This is a genomic window from Bizionia saleffrena (assembly GCF_008086175.1).
Lineage (GTDB): Bacteria > Bacteroidota > Bacteroidia > Flavobacteriales > Flavobacteriaceae > Bizionia > Bizionia saleffrena.
Genome location: NZ_VSKM01000011.1, coordinates 61066 through 81296, shown reverse-complemented (window position 1 = coordinate 81296; position 20231 = coordinate 61066). Strand labels below are relative to the sequence as shown.

The 20231-nt window shown below is 32.8% G+C and carries 20 protein-coding genes; 14 read left to right on the top strand and 6 right to left on the bottom strand.

Translation table 11 applies throughout. From position 1 onward, the window contains the following. Positions 1–60: 60 nt before the first annotated feature. Positions 61–465 (bottom strand): hypothetical protein, encoded by a 405-nt coding sequence (locus ES676_RS11360; protein WP_148370452.1) that lies wholly within the window; start codon positions 463–465, stop codon positions 61–63. Between the two features lie 163 nt (positions 466–628). Between ES676_RS11360 and ES676_RS11355 the strand changes: the two genes are divergently transcribed. The 8 genes from ES676_RS11355 to ES676_RS11320 all read left to right on the top strand — a co-directional run bounded on the left by ES676_RS11355 (position 629) and on the right by ES676_RS11320 (position 9401). Next, positions 629–2509, top strand: coding sequence for a sensor histidine kinase (locus ES676_RS11355; protein WP_148370451.1), 1881 nt, complete (start codon positions 629–631; stop codon positions 2507–2509). Beyond that, entirely contained in the window at positions 2506–3549 is a 1044-nt protein-coding gene (locus ES676_RS11350) for a response regulator (protein ID WP_148370450.1), read from the top strand. The genes ES676_RS11355 and ES676_RS11350 overlap by 4 nt, the downstream gene beginning before the upstream one ends. An 88-nt stretch (positions 3550–3637) precedes the next feature. Then, positions 3638–4498, top strand: a complete 861-nt coding sequence (locus ES676_RS11345) for a universal stress protein (protein ID WP_148370449.1) — start codon at positions 3638–3640, stop codon at positions 4496–4498. Positions 4499–4991: 493 nt separating this feature from the next. Next, positions 4992–5840 carry a universal stress protein gene (locus ES676_RS11340; protein ID WP_148370448.1) on the top strand — a complete coding sequence of 283 codons (849 nt, stop codon included), beginning with the start codon at positions 4992–4994 and terminating at the stop codon, positions 5838–5840. Between the two features lie 22 nt (positions 5841–5862). Further along, on the top strand, positions 5863–6708 hold the full coding sequence (locus ES676_RS11335; RefSeq protein ID WP_148370447.1) for a universal stress protein: 846 nt from the start codon (positions 5863–5865) through the stop codon (positions 6706–6708). 63 nt (positions 6709–6771) lie between these two features. Beyond that, on the top strand, positions 6772–7605 hold the full coding sequence (locus ES676_RS11330; protein ID WP_148370446.1) for a universal stress protein: 834 nt from the start codon (positions 6772–6774) through the stop codon (positions 7603–7605). A gap of 40 nt (positions 7606–7645) precedes the next feature. Beyond that, on the top strand, positions 7646–8482 hold the full coding sequence (locus ES676_RS11325) for a universal stress protein (RefSeq protein WP_148370445.1): 837 nt from the start codon (positions 7646–7648) through the stop codon (positions 8480–8482). 64 nt (positions 8483–8546) lie between these two features. Further along, on the top strand, positions 8547–9401 hold the full coding sequence (locus ES676_RS11320) for a universal stress protein (protein ID WP_148370444.1): 855 nt from the start codon (positions 8547–8549) through the stop codon (positions 9399–9401). Between the two features lie 177 nt (positions 9402–9578). On the opposite strand, the gene ES676_RS11315 is transcribed toward ES676_RS11320, so the two are convergent. Further along, complete coding sequence (locus ES676_RS11315) at positions 9579–9998, bottom strand: CBS domain-containing protein (RefSeq protein ID WP_148370443.1); 420 nt, start codon at positions 9996–9998, stop codon at positions 9579–9581. Between the two features lie 793 nt (positions 9999–10791). On the opposite strand from ES676_RS11315, the gene ES676_RS11310 reads away from it, so the two are divergent. Next, on the top strand, positions 10792–11805 hold the full coding sequence (locus ES676_RS11310) for a DUF481 domain-containing protein (RefSeq protein WP_148370442.1): 1014 nt from the start codon (positions 10792–10794) through the stop codon (positions 11803–11805). Positions 11806–11880: 75 nt separating this feature from the next. Here the strand turns inward: ES676_RS11310 and ES676_RS11305 are convergent, their stop codons facing one another. After that, entirely contained in the window at positions 11881–12432 is a 552-nt protein-coding gene (locus ES676_RS11305; protein WP_148370441.1) for a hypothetical protein, read from the bottom strand. 298 nt (positions 12433–12730) lie between these two features. Further along, positions 12731–12889, bottom strand: a complete 159-nt coding sequence (locus ES676_RS11300) for a DUF1328 domain-containing protein (protein ID WP_148370440.1) — start codon at positions 12887–12889, stop codon at positions 12731–12733. Between the two features lie 342 nt (positions 12890–13231). On the opposite strand from ES676_RS11300, the gene ES676_RS11295 reads away from it, so the two are divergent. After that, a complete protein-coding gene (locus ES676_RS11295) occupies positions 13232–13531 on the top strand; it encodes a hypothetical protein (protein WP_148370439.1) in 300 nt (99 codons plus the stop codon). A 6-nt stretch (positions 13532–13537) separates the two neighbouring features. After that, a complete protein-coding gene (locus tag ES676_RS11290; protein WP_148370438.1) occupies positions 13538–13858 on the top strand; it encodes an SOS response-associated peptidase family protein in 321 nt (106 codons plus the stop codon). A gap of 15 nt (positions 13859–13873) precedes the next feature. Here the strand turns inward: ES676_RS11290 and ES676_RS11285 are convergent, their stop codons facing one another. Beyond that, on the bottom strand, positions 13874–14890 hold the full coding sequence (locus ES676_RS11285) for a helix-turn-helix domain-containing protein (protein WP_148370437.1): 1017 nt from the start codon (positions 14888–14890) through the stop codon (positions 13874–13876). Positions 14891–15025: 135 nt separating this feature from the next. On the opposite strand from ES676_RS11285, the gene ES676_RS11280 reads away from it, so the two are divergent. Beyond that, positions 15026–16867 carry a sodium:solute symporter family protein gene (locus ES676_RS11280; RefSeq protein WP_148370436.1) on the top strand — a complete coding sequence of 614 codons (1842 nt, stop codon included), beginning with the start codon at positions 15026–15028 and terminating at the stop codon, positions 16865–16867. Between the two features lie 69 nt (positions 16868–16936). Then, the gene (gene era, locus ES676_RS11275) at positions 16937–17815 is read left to right on the top strand and encodes a GTPase Era (protein WP_148370435.1); all 879 of its coding nucleotides are present in this window, start codon (positions 16937–16939) and stop codon (positions 17813–17815) included. A 6-nt stretch (positions 17816–17821) separates the two neighbouring features. Here era and ES676_RS11270 read toward each other — a convergent pair whose 3' ends face one another. After that, positions 17822–18325: a GTP-binding protein gene (locus ES676_RS11270; RefSeq protein ID WP_148370434.1), complete on the bottom strand. Its 504-nt coding sequence runs from the start codon at positions 18323–18325 to the stop codon at positions 17822–17824. Between the two features lie 76 nt (positions 18326–18401). Between ES676_RS11270 and der the strand changes: the two genes are divergently transcribed. Continuing rightward, the gene (gene der, locus ES676_RS11265; RefSeq protein WP_148370433.1) at positions 18402–19715 is read left to right on the top strand and encodes a ribosome biogenesis GTPase Der; all 1314 of its coding nucleotides are present in this window, start codon (positions 18402–18404) and stop codon (positions 19713–19715) included. Positions 19716–20231: the final 516 nt, after the last annotated feature.

Below are 20231 nucleotides of genomic sequence, written 5' to 3'. Positions count from 1 at the left end.
CTTCAAAAGTTTTTGTCATAATCGATAAATCAACTTTCAATACGACGTTGGTGCAGCCACTTATAAACTCCCCTTTTTTAATTCAATATTAAGCGTGCCGAGTAGAATGAGTTCCGATTTATTAATACCAGAGAAACTTACCGCTATCTCCCTAGCTGTTTTTAAAATGAGCATACGTATTTGGTCTGTAAAAATAAATTCATTTTGTTTTTTGAAGTCTATAAAACTATTGTAACAATCTTCAGCACTACGCTCTTTATCTTTACAAAGGTTTGTAAATGTATTAACAATGGTGTTTTTAGAATTGGTTATAGAAGACTCTTTAGGTGGCCAGTAATTTTTTATTAATTTCTCGGTGCCAATGACCTCTTCGTCTCTAACGGTATTATCAGCAGACGCAACAGCATAAAATAATTGACCTAAGCTTTGGTTAAATTGAAATGTTATGTTTTCGTCTGTATTCAAAATGCGTGTTTTTACGGCTTAAAAGTAAGTTGTTTGGTGCTTTATAACTATGATATAAATCAGTTTGAATTAAATAAAGAAAAACTTCACGGTTAGTATTAGGCTACCCGTTGCGAAACAATTAAATTTAAACCTAATAGTGTACATCTTAAATCCCAAATTAATGATTCCTCAAAATCAAGAAATATTTAATATACTACTCGAAGCTGTTTCAGAAGGTGTCATTATAGTGGATAGCACACAAAAAATTGTGGAAGTTAACCAGACTGCTGAAACCCTATTTGGATATAAAAAACGTGAGTTACTTCAAAAAGAATTAAATAGTCTGATCCCTCCAGAATACCATAAAAACCATCATAATCACTTTGAGAATTTCATTAAAAGTGGTGAACGCAGAAGTATGAAAGAGGCTTCAGATATTTATGGTTTAAAAAAAAACGGCTCTAAAATTGCTATAGAAGTTGAACTAAGTCCCTTTACCATATACAATAATAGCTATGTTATGGCTTTAATTAATGATGTCTCGGAACGGAAGGAAATCGAGAGAAATTTAATGTTAAAAAGTAGTGCCTTACAGTCTGCCAGTAATGGCATTTTTATTACAGATGCGCTACAAGAAGATAATCCTATTATTTATTCTAACACTGCATTTCAAAATCTTACAGGGTATTCAAGCGAAGAAATAATTAATCGAAATTGTAGGTTTTTACAAGGGATTGATGGGGACAAAGACAGTCTTAAGCTATTAAAAGAGGCCTTTACAAACGCGAACAGTAGCCAAATTAAATTGCGTAATTATAAAAAAGACGGCACTTTTTTTTGGAATGATATTTACATTATGCCTATTATTAATAGTGAGGGTGTGGTTACTAATTATATTAGTATTCAAAATGATATAACAAACAGTATTAAAGCGGAAGAAGAGAGTAACCATTTGTCTAATATTATCCATAAGTCTTTAAATGAAATTTATGTTTTTGATGTACTAACTTTAAAATTTCTTAATGTTAATTACGGCGCACAAAAAAACTTGGGTTATACGCTCAAGGAGTTGCAAAAATTGACGCCTTTAGACCTGAAAATTAATGATAGTGTAACCGATTTTAGAGAAAACATGGCGGTTCTTTTAAAAAAGGATCTCGAAAAATTAGAGTTTGAAAGTGTTCACCAAAGAAAAGATGGATCGCTCTATCCTGTCGAGGTACACTTACAACTTTCTTGTTATGGAGAAAAAGAGGTTTTTGTTGCGATTGTTCTAGATATTACAGAGCGTAAAAATTATACTAAAAAATTAGAAAAGACTGTTGAGGAGCGCACCAAGCAACTTAAAATGGCGTTGTCTAAAGAAAAAGAACTTAACGAACTTAAAACAAAATTCTTAACGTTAGTGTCTCATGAATTTAAAACACCTTTAAGTGGTATTTTAACTTCGTCTGTATTATTAGGTAAATATAAACGTAGTAAAGAACAAGATAAACGGGATAAGCACGTTAAAATTATTGGTGATAAAGTAGAGTATTTAAATACAATTCTCAACGATTTTTTGTCTTTAGAACGCTTAGAATCGGGAATGTTAAAATATAATTTATCGCACTTTAAACTTAGTAAAGTTATAGATGAGGTTATTTACAACGCCAATATGCTATTAAAAGAAGGACAGTTTATTACATACCCCGATAATATTGATGATTTATCGCTCTTTCAAGATGAAAAAATTATGGTATTAGTGCTTTCTAACTTAATTAATAACTCTATATTATATTCTAAAGCGCATACAACAATAACTATTGGTGTAGCTCAAGATAATACTTTTACAACAATCGAGATTAAGGACCAAAGTATTGGTATCCCTTTAGCAGACCAGAAAAATATATTCGATCGGTATTTCAGAGCGCGTAATGTTGTTAATATTCAGGGCACTGGAATTGGTTTAAATATTGTTAAAACGCATCTAGAAAATTTAGGGGGTACCATACGTTTTACAAGTAAAGAAAACGAGGGTGCAACCTTTACAATAACGCTTCCTAATACGGCAAAACAATGACAAGTATTTTACTTATTGAAGACGATCTCGTGCTGAGAGAAAATATCGCCGAAATTTTAGAACTTTCAAATTATAAGGTTTATATGGCATCAAATGGAGCGGTTGGTGTGACTTTGGCTAATGAAATTGTGCCAGATATTATTGTGTGTGATATTATGATGCCCGAGCGCGATGGTTATGATACACTTAAGATGTTGTCTAAAAACGAGATTACAAAGTATATTCCTTTCATATTTCTTTCAGCAAAAACAGAACATAAAGATGTGAGAAAAGGAATGAATATGGGGGCGGACGATTATATTACGAAACCTTTTACAGAAGAAGAACTTATTAATGCTATCGAAAGTCGTTTGGCTAAGGCATTAATTCTTAAAGATTTTAATACGGTTGCTAACGGCGCTACATTAGAAGGTATGAAGTCTATTAATGACTTGAAAAATTTCTTCGATGATAATGGGACTTATTTTACATTTCAAAAAAATACCACAATTTATTGCGAAGGCGGTCACTCCAATTATATTTATCTCATCAATAAAGGTATAGTAAAATGTCATCAAAGCGACGAACAAGGTAAAGAGTTGGTTACTTCGTTATATAAAGAAGACGATTTGTTTGGTTACACTTCATTTACCACGAGCGTACTAAATAAAGCCACCGCAATTGCTATTGAAGACGTGCATTTAACGGGGATTTCAACTGTTCTATTTAATGAGTTATTAAGTGATAATCCTAAGGTTGCTTTGGAGCTGATGCAACTAATATCAGACGATCTTTTAATTGTAAAGAACCAATTACTGGAAATGGCGTATGGTTCGGTAAATAAAAAAACGGCAAAAACCATTTTAAAATTTGCTGAAAAATTAAATCGAAAACCAGAGGATCCCATTAATATCTCTCGCAGCGATTTAGCTAGTGTTGCAGGAATAGCCACTGAAACTTTAATTCGGACTTTAACCCGTTTTAAAAAGGAAGGTATTATTACTGCGGATGGGAGAAATATTAGAGTTTTGGATCTCGAGAAATTGAAAAATATGACATAGGCTTTAAAAAAGACTGTAATAAAATGAGCAATATCATTTTAAGTTTGTCGTCTTATCTTTAAATTAGCCATTCTAAAATTAATGAGCTATGAAAAACATATTACTACCTACAGACTTTTCTGAAAATTCTTGGAATGCCATAAATTATGCTATTCAGTTTTTCGAAAACCAGAAATGTAACTTCTATATTGTGCACATCAACGATATGAGTGATGCAATGACTAGTGGAGTGCCGCCATACTTAGACAAAAGCGAAAGAGAGGCTATTCAGCTCAAACAGTCAAAACATAAAATAAGCACACTTTTAGAACGTGTTGAAACCTTATCTATAGATCGTAAGAATCATAACTTTTACTCCATATTAGAAAAAAATATTTTCGTAGCAGGTATTCGTAAAATTATAGACCAAAAACAAATAGATTTTATTGTGATGGGGACTAAAGGTAAGTCGGGCTTGAAAAAAGTTATTTTAGGTACTAATACAGCCGATGTTCTTACAAAAGTAAAATGCAACACTTTAGTAATACCCGAAAACGCAACCTTTACTTCGCCTAAGGAAATTGCATTACCTACCGATTTTTCGCTAGCACATAATTTGCAAATTTTACAACCAATAGCCGAAATCCTAGAACGATTTAATGCTACATTACGCATTCTGCATATTAGTAAAAACAAAATAAACCTTAATAACGACCAAACGCAGAATAGAGAACTACTGGAAGATTATTTTCACCACCACGAACATCATTTTCATTACTTAACTGAAAGTAAAGTAGAAATTGGTATTCAAAACTTTGTAGAAAGCAGAGATATAAATATTATTTGTATGGTAGCAAAAAATTTAAACTACTTCCAGAAAATACTTTTACATTCAAAAGTGGGTAGCATAAGCTATCACACAGACATTCCGTTTTTTGTTATACACGAGAAAAAAGAGGATTTCGAATAAATAAATTCAAATTAAAAAGCTGTATTAAGGATTTAGAAGAACAATACAAAAAGAATCCTAACCGTTGTTTTTAAGCGAAATATTGGGCGTTATAAAACGGCGAGATTCTCTATTTTAGAGATCTCATAATTTAACTCTTAACCTGATATAGCGCTTCTTTTTATAATTTTAGAACCCTCTAAACAAGCCTCTGAAAAAGAATAATTTTATATTATTTTTTTTAGAGGCGATGTGGGTTTCACGCTAATCACTCTTGAGCGTAATTAAAAGATTAAACCACATAACCGTTAAGCGAAGTAGTCGCTCTTTAATTATAAATAATTAAGATTCACCTTAATTTACACACCGTTAATAAGAATTATCGGGAATACAAATTGGTCGCTATAAACAGAGGCGCTAAAAGTCTTATTTTAAATGGTGTAATCTGATATATATCATAGTTTCTCAAGAATTATGTACTTAGTTTTATAGTTAATATATAAAATAAGCGATCATGCTATCGATACTATTACCAACAGATTTCTCAGAAAACTCAGTGAATGCGATTAACTACGCTTTGGCATTCTTTAAAAATCAAAAGGTGCAATTTTATTTTATGCATACGTATAGAAATGCATTTTACGACCATAGTGATCTAAAATCGCGAAAAGATTTTGAAGTTGTTTTAACTAAGGTGAAAAAAGAGTCTCAAGAGAATCTTGAAAATCTGCTTAAAAAAGTGAATGAATCGGAATCAAATCCGAAGCATAGTTACCACAGTATTTCGGCCTTTAATACGCTTGTGGAAGAGTCGAACGACATCGTCGATGATAAAAATATCGATTTAATTGTTATGGGCACCAAAGGCAAATCTGACGCGCGAAATATTGTTTTTGGAAGTCAGGCTTTTCAAGTTTTAAAGTATGTACAATGTCCTGTTTTAACAATTCCAGCACAATATACTAATACGGCACTAAAGCGTATATTGTTTCCAACAAGTTATCTCATTCCATACAAACAACGTGAGTTAGAGTTATTGTGCGTATTAGCGAAATTGCACCGAAGCGCTGTAGATGTGGTACACGTTTCTACAAGTAATAAACTGTCTATACGTCAAGAAGATAATCAAAAGTTTATAAAGGAGGCACTTATAAATAGCACAGTTAATTTTAGCGTAAAAAACGGTAAAAATATCACTCAAGGTATTTCAGAATACATTCAAGAAAACGATATCGATATGTTAACGATGGTCAATACGCAATATTCCATTTTGGAGGATATGCTTTTTCCTTCTAAAATTGATCAAGTGAGCCTCGGCTTAGAGATTCCGCTTTTAGCGCTTCAAAATACGTCCCGCAATTAAAATATAACACAGAGTTATCCTTATGAAACATATACTTTTACCAACCGATTTTTCTGATAATTCCTGGAATGCAATTCAATATGCTATTACGCTTTTTAAAGATGAGAGGTGCACGTTTCATTTGCTAAACACTTATATTCCAGTAGTGTATACTGCCGAGTTTGTATTGGGGTATCCTGCGCAGTTGGAACTGGGAGATGTTATAAAAAACACGTCAATAAATAACCTTAATGCGTTTAGTGAGAGACTCTCTGAAACGTTACAGAAGAATTCCAAACATACCTTTAAAACCGTTTCTCGGTTTGACTACTTAATTTCTGGGATTAAAGAATTTATTTCCCAAAACGACACCTATCTTATAGTAATGGGTACTAAAGGCGCCACTGGTGCTAACGAGGTGTTATTCGGTTCTAATACAGTGCACGTATTTAAAGAAATAAAATGCCCTATATTGGCAATTCCATCGGGATTTGAATATCAAAAACCACGTCAAATTCTTTTTCCCACAGATCTTCAGATAGATTTTGATACAGAGCAATTAGAGGTGTTAAAACAAATGGTTAAAGCGCACCATTCTAAAGTTAATGCACTGCACGTTTCTATGGGAAAGGCATTAACGTCTAGACAGAAAAATAGCCAATCACAATTAAAAGAACAATTTGCAGACGCCTTCTTTTTATTTCATCATTACGAAAGTAGGACAGTTACCGCTGCAATTGATAGTTTTCAGACAACGACAGATGTGAATTTACTCGTAATGATTAATAATAAACAATCGTTTTTCGAAAATATATTTTTCAAATCTACCATAAATCAAATTGGTTTTCATATTAATGTACCCTTTTTGGTTATTCCTGCTACGCACTGACTTTTATCAGTATAAAATAGTATTTATAATGTTAGTTTAGCGTTTTATTTTAAGATAAACACTATGAAAATTAATATACTTTTACCAACAGATTTCTCAGTAAACGCTTGGAGTGCGGCTTTATATGCCTTCAAATTATACGAAAAAGAAGACTGCACATTTCACTTTTTGCATTCCTCGAACCTGCCAGTGGTGGCTATGCAGAACGTGTCTAATAAATTAGCACGTGTTATGGACGAAAACGCAAAGGCAGCGCTTTTAAAATTAAAAAAATTAGCCGAAGAATCTAAGGTGAGTATTACTCATAATTTTGAAACGATTGTAACTAATGAGGACTTAAAAGATGCGCTTGAAACCTGTGTAGAAAGTAAAAAAATAGACCTTGTTGTTATGGGGACCAAGGGAGCTACTAATGCAACAGAACGATTTATTGGAAGTAATACGGTAAGTATTATAAAAAGAGTAAAGAATTGTCCGGTGCTTGCTGTACCAGATAATTTCGAATTTGTTAATCCAAAACAAATTGCGTTTCCAACAGACTTTAGCCGTCTTTATAATACAGAGTTACTGCCGTTAAAACAGTTAGCAGAATTATTCGATTCTAAAATTAGAATTGTTCATCTTAATAAAACTGACGATATTTCAGAAGCTCAAGATTATAATTTAGAGCAGCTTAAAATAGCTTTAAAACAATATTCTTACACGTTACATTGGATTCCGGAATACGACAAAAAAGATCAAGGAATTAAAGATTTTATTGAAGAGTTAGGTGTAAATATACTGGTTATGATTAATTACGAACATAGTTTTATTGAAAACATTATGAGAGAGCCGGTTATAAAAAAGATAGGTTTTCACCCAACTATTCCTTTTTTAGTTATACCGTGTAAAAGCTAAAAGGATGCGTATTATTATAAAAGAATAAATATAGAATACTATGAGACATCATATTCTACTACCTACTGATTTTTCCAAGAACGCTTTAAGCGCAGCGCTATATGCGATAAGATTATATAATAGCGAGCCGTGCACGTTTTACTTTTTACACGCTTGGTCTTTTTCAAATTCTAGTACGCGCACTTATATTAGTTCGGAGTACATTGATAAATTAGAAGAAAAAGCGCAATACCAATTGTTAGGGCTGAAAACACAAGCTGAAGCAGATAAAACAAACGCATTGCATAAGTTCGAGATTTTTTATAGTAAAGATCCTCTGGTAAAAAGTATTGAGGTAGCTATTGAAACTCACAGCATAGATTTAGTTGTTATGGGAACAAATGGGGCCTCAGGCACTAATAGATTTCTTTTTGGTAGTAATGCGGTTAGCATTATTACTAAAATGAAGCTATGTCCTATTTTAGTTGTTCCGGCCGATTTCGATTATATAGAACCTAAACATATTGGTTTTCCAACGGATTTTAAGCATTTGTATAGCTCAGAATTGCTCTCTTTAAAGCACTTTTCTAAGCTGTGTAATTCTGAGGTTAAAGTGGTTCATTTTAATGAAAGTGATGATTTATCACACAGACAGAATACTCATTTAGTACTACTAAAAGAGTCTTTGGAAGGGTATAAGCATAGTTTTCATTGGATGACAGATAATAATACTAAAGAGCTTGCTATAAAAGAATTTATTAGAGCACAGGACATTAATGTTTTGGCCATGATAAATTATAAACACAGTTTTATTGAGAGTATTACAAAAGAGCCCATCGTAAAAAATATAGGCTTTCATCCTGTTATCCCTTTTTTAGTCATTCCTTGTTTTAGCTAAAAACTATTACTTTAAATTGAGAAGGACGATGTTAAGTTATGTGTAATGGCGTAAAAATAAAAGTATGAGACATAAAATTTTACTGGCAACAGATTTTTCTAAAAACTCCGTAAAAGCCATTCACTACGCTAGGGAATTATATAAAAATGACTTTTGCGATTTTTATCTACTTAATGCGTTTTCAACAACGCGCCCTATTTTAAAAAGTTTATTACAAGCAAATCCTGAAGGAGAATGGTACCAAACGGCAAAGCTAGACTCAGAAAATGGTTTAGCCAAGGTTTTCGATATTATAGCACTGAACGATAATTTTAACTCTAAGCATAGTTTTAAAGTCATTTCAACGTATAATACTGTTGTCGATGCCATTAAAATAATTGTAGACGAAAAAGACATAGAAATGGTTGTAGTGGGAACCAAAGGAGAAACAGATGCATTAACAACCTCTTTTGGAAGTGTGGCGGTTAATGTAATGGAGAAAATACGAAATTGTCCCGTAATAGTAGTGCCCAATAAGGCGCAATTAGCATTACCTAGAGACATCGTGTTTCCAACAAGTTATAAAACACATTATAAGAGAAGAGAACTCAACTATTTAACCAACATTGCTAAATCGTGTAATGCAACGATTGTAGTTCTCCATATTTTAGAGCAAGATGAATTAGATAAAAGACAGTTAGAAAACAAGAAATTACTTCAAGAAATATTAAAAGGGACAGACTATAAATTTCATAATGTTTCAAGTGATTCTGTTTTAAGTGCTGTAAATATATGTGTAGAAAGTAGATCTAGCGGTATGGTTGCTTTTATAAATAGGAAGCATGTTTTTTTCGAAAGTATACTTACCAATCCAATGGTGAAAGAAATTTCATTTCAATTAAACGTGCCTATTCTAGCGCTGCACGATTTAAGAAATTAATAAATAAGTCTATTAATATTTTAAACTAATCGTTTCCGATTACTCTTTTTTCTTGATAAGAATAAACTCTAATTTTTTGAGACCGATTGTGATGCCAAAAAAAAAGAGTTTATCAATTAATACTTCTAGTAGAGTCCTTTTATCGCAGAGCGCACTTAAGGTATTTAACGAATAAATTTAAAATTGCTCAATTAAGTAATTTATAAGATCTGTTGTCGTTACAATTCCGACTAAATTATCATTATCAACGACAGGTATAGCGTGAAATTCTTTTTTAGACAGTATTTCTGCCACTTCTTTTATGGTTGTATTTGCGTTTACATTAACTAAATTCTTTGCCATAACTTGTTCTATGGAGAACATATTATAAACCGTTGAATCGATCTCTTGTTCGTCTTCATAGGCGGCTTCAACAAAACTTATACGTAGTAAATCTGTGTAACTTAACATTCCTACAATCTGAGATCCTTTTACAACAGGAATATGTCTAATGTTATGTTCCTTAAAAATTTTTTCCGCGACTTCCAATGAATCATTTGTATTGAGTGTGATAACGTTTTTTGTCATTATGCTAGATACTGGTGATCTTTTTTTCATTACTTTTTAGTTTTAGATTATACGCTAAGTTAAAGCAAATAAGGTGTGTATAAGATGATAAAAGTCATTATGCACAGTAAAAACAGCTATAAATTAAGGGTGATTAAAACACTTTTTATTATATATTTTTGCGCCATAATATACTTGTTTTTGCTATTAAAAATGATGACTTAAAAGTTTCAAAGCACAATTGAGATGTCAATTTTTAAAAAAAAAATGAAGCAATGTTTTGTTCTGTAATATTATTTGTGCTAACCATAATTTTTAAATGGCTTTACTATCTTAATATAGAAAATAACTACGAGGCCTAGTTGCGCTAAAAATAGGTGTAAATTATCGTGCAATATTTCCAATGTAAAGCAGTCTTATAAGCACAATACATTATTTTATTGAGGGGATAATGCTAAATATGGACAGATAAAAACGTGGCGTTTCTAAAATAAATTTAGATTAGGTTGGAGCAATTAAAGGGAACTTAAAGTAGGTGTTCTTTTATTTTGAATAGGTAAACTAAGATAAGTTTTAAGTTAAATGTCGTTTTTGCACTATACACATTAGTGCACCTATTTATTTTTAGTATTGTAAATAAAATATAAATCCAACAAACGTAATTTTTAGATAATTAAAACACCGAGATTACGAGGGTTTAGAGTGGTGCCTTATTAAATAGCTGCTTGTGCGATGATGTGATTGTTTGTCTAATTTAGGTAATCGTTAGGTTTCGGTTTAACTAGGCTAATGGTTTTATAAAATTCCTTGTTTATATTTGCATTTAAATTTAATGGCAATTTAAATGAAATTAAAATCTGTACTATTCTGCATTACTGTGTTGGTCGCGTTAAGTGCTTTTTCTCAAAATGACACTTTAGTGATCGCTAATGGAGATAGAATTATTGGAGAGATAAAAAAAATGGAGCGTGGAGTGTTAACCATTAAAACATCATACAGTAATAGTGATTTAAAAGTTAAATGGAAAAAAGTAAGTACGATTAAAAGCATTGAAAGTTTCCTGATAACGGCTTCCAATGGCACGCGTTATAAACTGGACGGAATAAACTCCGCCACCGCAAATGAAATTATTGAAATTAGTGACAATAATAGTGTTATAAATATTTCTGATGTCGTCTTTATTAAACCAATCAAAGATGGTTTTATGTCACGTTTAAACGCCTCGGTTTCTTTTGGGTACAATTTTACGAAGGCAAGTAATTTAAGTCAATTATCGTTAGCAAGCAATTTGGGGTATACCTCCGATTATTTTAGTGTTGGAGCTACCTTTAATTCCGTGAGAAGTAATCAAGATGAAGTAGAAGAAATTCAACGAACGTACGGGGAATTGTCTTTTAATTATTTCTTAAAACGCGATAATTTCTTAATCTTCCAATCGGAATTCCTTTCTAATAGCGAACAAAAATTACAGCTAAGAATAACAAACAAGTTAGGTTTTGGTAAATATTTTGTCCACAATAACCGTATGTACCTTGCAGGTGCTATTGGAGTGGCGTGGAATAATGAAGACTTTTACGAAGCGCTAAACAACAACCGAAATAGTGGTGAAGCTTATGCGTCTTTAGAAGTTAACCTGTTCGATTTTAATGATTTGGGTTTAGTGTCAGGTGTCACCACTTACCCAAGTTTAACTGAGAAAGGGAGGGTGAGAACCGATTTTAAAATAGATTTTAAATACGATTTACCCTTAGATTTATTTGTTAAAATAGGATTAAATTACAATTACGATAACAGACCAATTGAAGGCACCTCGTACGATGATTATATTATTCGTACCACCCTAGGATGGGAATTATAATAAACAAGATTTAAACCCGAAAAAAAATGCCCCATAAGTATATAAGGCATTTGGTATAAATAGAATCAGGTTGTATTAAAATTGGGTTTGTTTAAACGATCGTTGTTGCATCAGACCTTTATCTTTATCGAAATACTCAATTACAAAATCATTATTTTGATTGAAATAACCAACTCCAGAGTAATCATTCATCGTTATAACATAGATTTCGTCGTTTTGAGTTCGTCTAGCGGTACCAAAAACACGTTCTGCCTCATTACTTGTTACGCTCATTACAAAGCCTGAATTGGTCGATTTAAATCCGTACGAACGATCATTGTAAGTATAATAAGTGATTTCAGAAATTTCTTCAAAACGATCGTCATTATCTTTGTCAACGCTAATGGTTTTCGTTATTTTTGTTGGCGTTTCAATCATTGGTGCGTCAATCTCCCCAGATTTTAACGGCGCTGTTTTAACTTCCTGCTCTTTCTTGGTAACAATTTTAACTTTCTTTTCCACCATTTTACCATTTTCATTTACGGTTTCAGTTTTTATTTGAGTGGATTCCATTTTGTCTACTGGCTTGGTTTGTGCAAATGCGATGGAACCGACCATTAGCGTTGTGATAAAAAATATAGTTTTCATTGTGTTGTTTTTAGATTAATAATTACTGAGTTGTCAGCGTTAACTTATTTTGTTGCTAAAATTTATCCTAAATTTCTTCTTGTACATCTTCAACGATACCCAAAACATCTGGTGCATCATCAATGTCGTCGCACATTGTAGTGCCTTAAATTTTTTATCTGCTCATTTCTCTTCTTGACACAAGATGAATACAGCTAAGCTAAAAATTAGCGTTGAAATTATAAGTAAGCGTAATTTTTATACGTTATAAAGTTTTAGTAATAGAATAGTGGTTATAATTCGGTTGGTTAGGTTTATTCTATTTCATAGATCCTTTAATTAACGACAGGATAAAAAGAACGATAAAAATAAAAAATAGAACTTTAGCTATTCCTGCAGATGCTCCTGCAATTCCTCCAAAGCCTAATACTCCGGCAATAATGGCTATTATAATAAATGTGATTGTCCAACGTAACATAATGGTTTGTTTTAAGGTTAATAAGTCAATTCTTGACTTATACTTTTACTGAAATATCAGAAAAGATTGATAGTTATTTGTTACAAATCTAAAGGCAATTAGAAAGGTATTCTTGCTCATTTAAACCGTTAATTAACTCATTTGGGAAAGCGTTAATTTTTTCACAGTGTTTTAACAAAAAGCAATCAATAGTTATTATAATTTAACATAATTATGCTTTTTTAGTGAGTAAAAATAGAATCTGTCCGCGTCGTGATACAGTTAAATATCGTTTTATACGAACAACTAATAGTCTTTCAATTGACTTATTTTTAGACTGATAATCGTATAATACTATGAGATATGAATTATAAACTCTCTATCGACGCAACTCGGCAGGCTCTAGAAAACACATTCAAACGGTATTTCCTTTTTCCTAATATTTACCGAGCGCACAAAACAATAGATGGCGCTAAAGAAACTACGATACTTATTATTACATTGCAACAAAGTGATGTCATTTCTCAGGGTATTTGGGGGATTTTACCTCACAATTATGAAAATGATTGGAAAATGTTTCAGAAAGCGCTTAATACGTTAAGCGTTAAAAGTAAAGATGTAGAGTCCCAATCGCATTATGAAGAGGCCTTTTTTATACGCTGATGTTTAATTTTAGTAACGGGTATTGTCGCTACGTATTTAAACGATGGTGTTTTACAAAGAATTTTAATTCAAGCAAAAGATACAAAACCCTTCACCTTAGCAGGGATTTATAATGTAACAAACGATGTATTTTTAACGGTCTCCATCATTAATACTCTAAAAAAAGAAAGTATTACTGGTAACAAGTCAATACCTCTAAAAATGCCAGTAATAATACGAGAAGCGCAAAGAGAAGACTGGTTAGGCCTTAATACAGAAATGAAAACCATTAAAATAATAGTAAAAAGCGCAAACGAATTGCAGCTCTACACCATTAAAACAACTTAATTTTTAACGTAAAGTTTAACGTCGCTTATTTTTTTGAAAAGCACTCGGACTAATTTTATACTTATTTTTGAATATCTTAGAGAAATAACTTCTACTACTAAAACCTATGGTGTAAACAATTTCCGAAATATTTAAATCACTTGTATTTATTAAGTCTCTCGCCTTTTCAAGTCTTACGTGTCTAATGTATTCGGTTACCGTTCTTGCGTACAACAGCTTAAATCCTTCTTGAAGTTTCGCTTGAGCCAAGCCAGAGTTTAGCGATAATTTCTCTAAAGAATACTCAAGAGAAACGTTATTAGAAATCGTGTTCCCAAGTGCTCGTATGGTTTTTAGTTCGTTTTTAGTTAACGATTTAGAAATGGGTTTGTTAGTCACCGCTTTATTATGCTGTTGCATATGTAACGATAGCACTTGGTAAACTTGCCCCTCAATAAGTAAAATACGGAGCATTCCTTTTTGTTCAACTTTTCTAAACTGGCTAATATGGTCGGCCAGTTTTAAATTATAAGTTCCATAATAAGAAAATACATTTTGATAATCCGTATCGTAGAACACCTTAAAAAGTTTATCGTTTAAAATAGACGCATCATTTAATCGTTTGTTAAGGAATTTAATTCTATTAATTTGAATAACATTAACTTCCAGTTTTATGCCTTTAGGATAATACTCGTTGCTATAACCCCCATTTTTACTTGTCATAATGACCGACTGAAATTGCTCGAGTGTTTTGTAATTGTCTTGATGGTTAAAACGGTGTTTAAAATGCCCGTTCAAACAATATATAAACGAAATAGGGTTATAAACAGAAGTGTCTTTTTTTAGAACAATATCTTCAAAAAAAGCAATATCATAGTATAAAAAATCACCTCCCCATTCAAAAACAATATAACGGATGGCTCCCTTTGCGACTGCGTTGTCTACCGTTAAAATGTGTTCTCCCCAGCGACTTTCGATAGTCCCTCCTATAACGTTTTGAATCTGCTTAATAGTACTTTCTGTATCTTCAGCAGTAATATGAATTTCCCTCATTACAAATTTTGACATGTAAATATAAAATATTAAACTTAAAAAGTGGCTATATTGCCTTCGTAAAAAAGAGGTCTACTGTTTATGGCCTGCGTATTAAATTAGTTTTAAGAAACACTCAGCAAATAATTATCTTATATGATTTCATTGAATGCCTACGATTATGCTTTCATAATTGGCTTTTTTCTAGTAACCCTTACAATAGGTTTTGTCGTTTCAAAAAAATCAGGTAAAAGCACGAGTGAGTATTTTTTATCGGGTCGTACAATGCCGTGGTGGTTATTGGGCGTATCTATGGTAGCTACAACTTTTTCTACGGATACTCCAAACTTAGTCACCGATATTGTTCGTAATAAGGGGGTGAGTGGTAACTGGGTATGGTGGGCTTTTTTAATAACCGGACTTTTAACGGTTTTTGTTTATGCTAAACTGTGGCGTAAATCGGGAGTAAATACAGATATTGAGTTTTACGAACTACGCTACGGTGGTCGACCCGCACGTTTTTTAAGAGCATTTAGAGCGATTTATTTAGGCGTTGTTTTTAATGTTTTGGCTATGTCGGCCGTAACCTTGGCGGCAATAAAAATTGGACAAGTAATGTTAGGCTTATCTCCTCTAGAAACTATTTTTATTGGAGGCCTCGTAACTGTTGTTTTTAGTACTGTTGGGGGGTTTAAAGGGGTGGTTTATACCGATTTCATACTTTTCTTTGTCGCGATGTTTGGTGGTATAGCCGCAGCGTATTATTGTGTTAATTTACCTGAAGTTGGTGGGTTGACGGCATTAATGGAAAATGAAAACGTAGTTAATAAATTGGATATTCTACCCTCTTTTACAGACACTGAAGCCTTAATAACTCTTTTAATAATTCCGCTTGCTGTACAATGGTGGAGTGCATGGTATCCTGGTGCCGAGCCCGGAGGTGGTGGTTATATAGCACAGCGTATGCTAGCTGCAAAAAACGAAAACCATGCGATCGGGGCGACGTTCTTTTTTAATATTTTACATTATGCCTTACGTCCGTGGCCTTGGATTTTAGTCGCGCTAGCATCATTAGTAGTCTATCCGGATATAGCAAGTATTCATGAAGCTTTTCCTAATATAGCTGAAGATAAACTAGGTCACGATTTAGCGTATTCAGCGATGTTAACAAAGCTGCCAAACGGACTTTTAGGTATCGTCTTAACGTCTTTAATTGCTGCTTATATGTCTACTATTTCAACGCATTTAAACTGGGGATCCTCTTATATTGTCAACGATTTTTATAAACAACATATCAAATCTGAGGCGTCCGAAAAAGAACTCGTTAATGTGGGGCGACTATCAACAGTGTTATTAATGGTTATTTCTGCCGCTTTGGCTTTAGTGCTCACAAATGCTTTACAATTATTCAATATTATTTTAATGTTTGGCGCAGGAACGGGGCTCATCTTTATTTTACGTTGGTTTTGGTGGCGTATTAACGCATGGAGTGAAATTTCAGCAATGGTCGTTTCTGGAATTATTTCAATTTTAATAAGTTTTACAAGTTTTGGCGATTGGCTATTTGGAGGCGCCAATATTTTAACAGGAGTAGAGATTGATGGCCTAATGCCAAGCTGGATGACGTATCCCTTTATAGTATTGGTTACTACTGTATCGTGGCTTTTAGTCACTTTCTTAACGCCTCCCGAAACGAATAGTACTTTGTTTGATTTTTGTAAAAAAATACAGCCTGGCGGTCCGGGGTGGTCTAAAGTGATCGCAAAAAGTAAATTAGAAGGTAAAGATATCTCCGTGATGACTAGTGGTAGTTGGAATGTGCCTTCGGGAATTTTAGCGACGTTAGTAGGGTGTATCGCGGTATATAGCGCCTTATTTGCAACCGGATATTGGATTTATGGTCGTTATACCAAAGCACTATTATTAACACTATCTACAATCGTGTTTGCTTTTATTCTAAAGCTTTTGTGGAAAAAAATAAAAGCAGTTACTTTTTAAAATTAGGCACTATTTTTTCTTTTCGTACCTTGTGTAATAAGAGTATCTTTGTAAAAAAAAATAAAAAGTATGCATAAAGCTGGTTTTGTAAATATTATTGGAAATCCTAATGTTGGGAAATCTACTTTAATGAATGCCTTCGTGGGCGAAAAATTATCGATCATCACCTCTAAGGCGCAAACAACGCGTCATAGAATTTTAGGAATTGTTAATGGTGAGGATTTTCAGGTAATTTTAAGTGATACTCCAGGTATTATAAAACCTGCATACCAGCTTCAAGCGTCTATGATGGATTTTGTAAAGTCTGCTTTCGAAGATGCCGATTTACTTATTTATATGGTGGAAATTGGTGAAAAAGAACTGAAGGATGAATCGTTTTTTAATAAAATCATCAGTGCTAAAATCCCGGTTTTATTGTTACTTAATAAAATTGACAAATCCAATCAAGAGGAATTAGAAGAGCAAGTTCAGCTTTGGGCAGAAAAAGTGCCGAATGCCGAAATTATTGCTATCTCGGCTTTAGAAGGGTTCAATGTAAAAGAAGTGTTCGATAAAATTATCGAGTTGCTTCCAGAATCTCCAGCGTTTTATCCTAAAGACCAGTTAACGGATAAGCCAGAGCGTTTCTTTATAAATGAAACGATTAGAGAGAAAATTTTAATACACTACAAAAAAGAAATTCCTTATGCTGTTGAAATAGACACCGAAGAATTTTTTGAAGAGGAAAAGATTATTCGTGTCCGATCAGTGATTATGGTAGAACGCGAAACACAAAAAGGAATTATCATTGGTCATAAAGGAAGTGCCTTAAAACGCGTTGGAGTTGAAGCTAGAAAGGATTTAGAAAAATTCTTTGGTAAGCAAATTCATTTAGAACTGTATGTAAAAGTAAATAAAAACTGGCGTTCTAATTCAACTCAATTAAAACGATTTGGTTATAATAAATAAGGAGGTTTAGACCTTTGTCTGTAACACATCTTTCATAAAACGGTAAAGTGCATTCATTTCAGCCTGATTAGAAGATTTACTTACCCTTGCGGCAAAGTACAATACAAACCAAACAATTACCATAAAGGACATACCCCAAATTTGTAATTGGTAGTCGGTGTTTAATGAAGCGTTAGAGTAAGCCCAAATGGCAAAAGCGATAAATAAACCGGCGACAGCGAAATGTAAAAACATAAAGAGCGTCCATACTGTTGGGTTAGGCCCGAATAAACCATACAGCCGACTGTTTTTCTCATCAACTTCATTTATTTCTAAATGTAACTGTGGCGACCAAAATTGTTGCTTAGCTTTTGGTAATTTAATAAATACGTGGTCCTCGATCCGCGAAACGATAAATTCCGTTTTTTGAGAACCTATAGTTTCAAAAGCATCTAAAATCAAGGACTTACTAGTGTTGAGTTGCCTTTTAAAACGCGGGCGCAAAACCACATCATTTATGTTTTTATTCATAATCTTTTAATAATGAGATTAAAATAGTATTTTTTCTTGACACCAAAACACTATCTTTGCAAAATAATTTGAAACCATGAGTAATATAGTAGCTATAGTAGGAAGACCAAACGTTGGGAAATCGACGTTTTTTAATCGTTTAATTCAACGACGTGAAGCCATTGTTGATGCCGTTAGTGGTGTAACAAGAGATCGTCACTATGGAAAAAGCGATTGGAATGGTAGAGAGTTTTCTTTAATAGATACCGGTGGTTATGTTAAAGGAAGTGACGATGTCTTTGAAGCTGAAATCGATAAACAAGTAATTTTAGCTATCGAAGAAGCCGATATTATTATTTTTATGGTAGATGTAGAGTCTGGTGTCACTGGTATGGACGAAGAGGTTGCTGAATTATTGCGCAAAGTAAAAAAACCAGTATTTTTAGTCGTTAATAAAGTCGATAATAATAAGCGTGCAGAAGATGCCGTAGAATTTTTCTCTTTAGGATTAGGGGAATACTTTACTATTGCTAGTATAAACGGAAGTGGAACAGGTGATTTATTAGATGCTCTTGTTAAAGTTCTTCCAGAGAAAGTAGAGCAAGAAGAGGAAGAAGGGGAAGCATTCCCACGTTTTGCTGTTGTAGGCCGACCAAATGCCGGTAAATCTTCATTTATAAATGCCCTTATTGGTAAAGACCGTTATATCGTTACTGATATTGCAGGAACAACTAGAGATTCTATAGATACAAAATATAACCGTTTCGGATTCGATTTTAATTTAGTCGATACGGCCGGAATTCGTAAAAAGTCTAAAGTTAAAGAAGATTTAGAATTCTACTCGGTAATGAGAAGTGTACGCGCGATCGAGCATAGTGATGTTTGTCTTATTATTTTAGATGCAACACGCGGCTTTGATGGACAGGTACAAAACATCTTTTGGTTAGCTCAAAGAAATAGAAAAGGAATTGTGGTTTTAGTTAATAAATGGGATTTAGTAGAAAAAGATCACAAAACGACTATTGAATTCGAAAAAGTAATCCGTAAGCAAATGGAACCTTTTACTGATGTGCCCATAGTATTTATATCTGTGTTAACTAAACAACGTATCTATAAAGCAATAGAAACAGCTGTTGAGGTTTACCAAAACCGGACTAAAAAAATTAAAACAAGCGTTCTTAACGACACGTTCTTACCAATTATAGAGAATTATCCACCGCCAGCATACAAGGGGAAATTCGTTAAAATTAAATATATTATGCAGTTGCCAACGCCGCAACCGCAATTTGCCTTTTTCTGTAACTTACCACAATATGTAAGAGATCCTTACAAACGTTTTTTAGAGAATAAGCTAAGAGAGCTTTATGATTTTAAAGGGGTGCCGATAAGCGTTTACTTGAGAAAGAAATAAATATAATTTCAAATGTTAAGAGTTTATAAAAGTTTTTTGCTCGAGTAGTTTAAACAATTAACGAAATACACGCCTTTTAGAAACCGTCTTAAGTTTTAAAGAATAAATAAGAACAGCATAGCCATATGCTGTTTTTTTTGTTTTATGCTGAAGTGTTAGAGCTTCAATTTATAAACATTACGCTAGCAAAAGTAGAGATAGAAAAAGAATAAGTAGACTTAAAGTGATACTCTATATTCTTTGCATAAGACTTAAGATGAAAAAATATAATTATTAATTGATAATTGTTTTCGACTTTTATTAACTCTAGAAATATTGAAATTGGAACAAAAAGAATAGACCAGAGACTAACGTTATAAATAATTGATTTTAAGTTTAATATAATTCTTCTTCTGTTTTTTATAAACAATAAAAGCGATTAAAGAGAAGAATATTATGTTTAGAAACAGAAAAGTAAAATGTACAGAAATCGTATTGGTTACTGTAATTCTTAGAAAATCGTCCACCAACAAAAAA

Coding starts and splice junctions, on each gene's coding strand:
- ES676_RS11345 (WP_148370449.1), top strand. CDS start 3,638: ATGAAAAACATATTACTACCTACAGACTTTTCTGAAAATTCTTGGAAT.
- ES676_RS11285 (WP_148370437.1), bottom strand. CDS start 14,890: ATGAGGGAAATTCATATTACTGCTGAAGATACAGAAAGTACTATTAAG.
- ES676_RS11340 (WP_148370448.1), top strand. CDS start 4,992: ATGCTATCGATACTATTACCAACAGATTTCTCAGAAAACTCAGTGAAT.
- ES676_RS11325 (WP_148370445.1), top strand. CDS start 7,646: ATGAGACATCATATTCTACTACCTACTGATTTTTCCAAGAACGCTTTA.
- ES676_RS11315 (WP_148370443.1), bottom strand. CDS start 9,998: ATGAAAAAAAGATCACCAGTATCTAGCATAATGACAAAAAACGTTATC.
- era (WP_148370435.1), top strand. CDS start 16,937: ATGCATAAAGCTGGTTTTGTAAATATTATTGGAAATCCTAATGTTGGG.
- ES676_RS11280 (WP_148370436.1), top strand. CDS start 15,026: ATGATTTCATTGAATGCCTACGATTATGCTTTCATAATTGGCTTTTTT.
- ES676_RS11295 (WP_148370439.1), top strand. CDS start 13,232: ATGAATTATAAACTCTCTATCGACGCAACTCGGCAGGCTCTAGAAAAC.
- ES676_RS11270 (WP_148370434.1), bottom strand. CDS start 18,325: ATGAATAAAAACATAAATGATGTGGTTTTGCGCCCGCGTTTTAAAAGG.
- ES676_RS11310 (WP_148370442.1), top strand. CDS start 10,792: ATGAAATTAAAATCTGTACTATTCTGCATTACTGTGTTGGTCGCGTTA.
- ES676_RS11350 (WP_148370450.1), top strand. CDS start 2,506: ATGACAAGTATTTTACTTATTGAAGACGATCTCGTGCTGAGAGAAAAT.
- ES676_RS11330 (WP_148370446.1), top strand. CDS start 6,772: ATGAAAATTAATATACTTTTACCAACAGATTTCTCAGTAAACGCTTGG.
- ES676_RS11300 (WP_148370440.1), bottom strand. CDS start 12,889: ATGTTACGTTGGACAATCACATTTATTATAATAGCCATTATTGCCGGA.
- ES676_RS11320 (WP_148370444.1), top strand. CDS start 8,547: ATGAGACATAAAATTTTACTGGCAACAGATTTTTCTAAAAACTCCGTA.
- ES676_RS11305 (WP_148370441.1), bottom strand. CDS start 12,432: ATGAAAACTATATTTTTTATCACAACGCTAATGGTCGGTTCCATCGCA.
- ES676_RS11335 (WP_148370447.1), top strand. CDS start 5,863: ATGAAACATATACTTTTACCAACCGATTTTTCTGATAATTCCTGGAAT.
- ES676_RS11355 (WP_148370451.1), top strand. CDS start 629: ATGATTCCTCAAAATCAAGAAATATTTAATATACTACTCGAAGCTGTT.
- der (WP_148370433.1), top strand. CDS start 18,402: ATGAGTAATATAGTAGCTATAGTAGGAAGACCAAACGTTGGGAAATCG.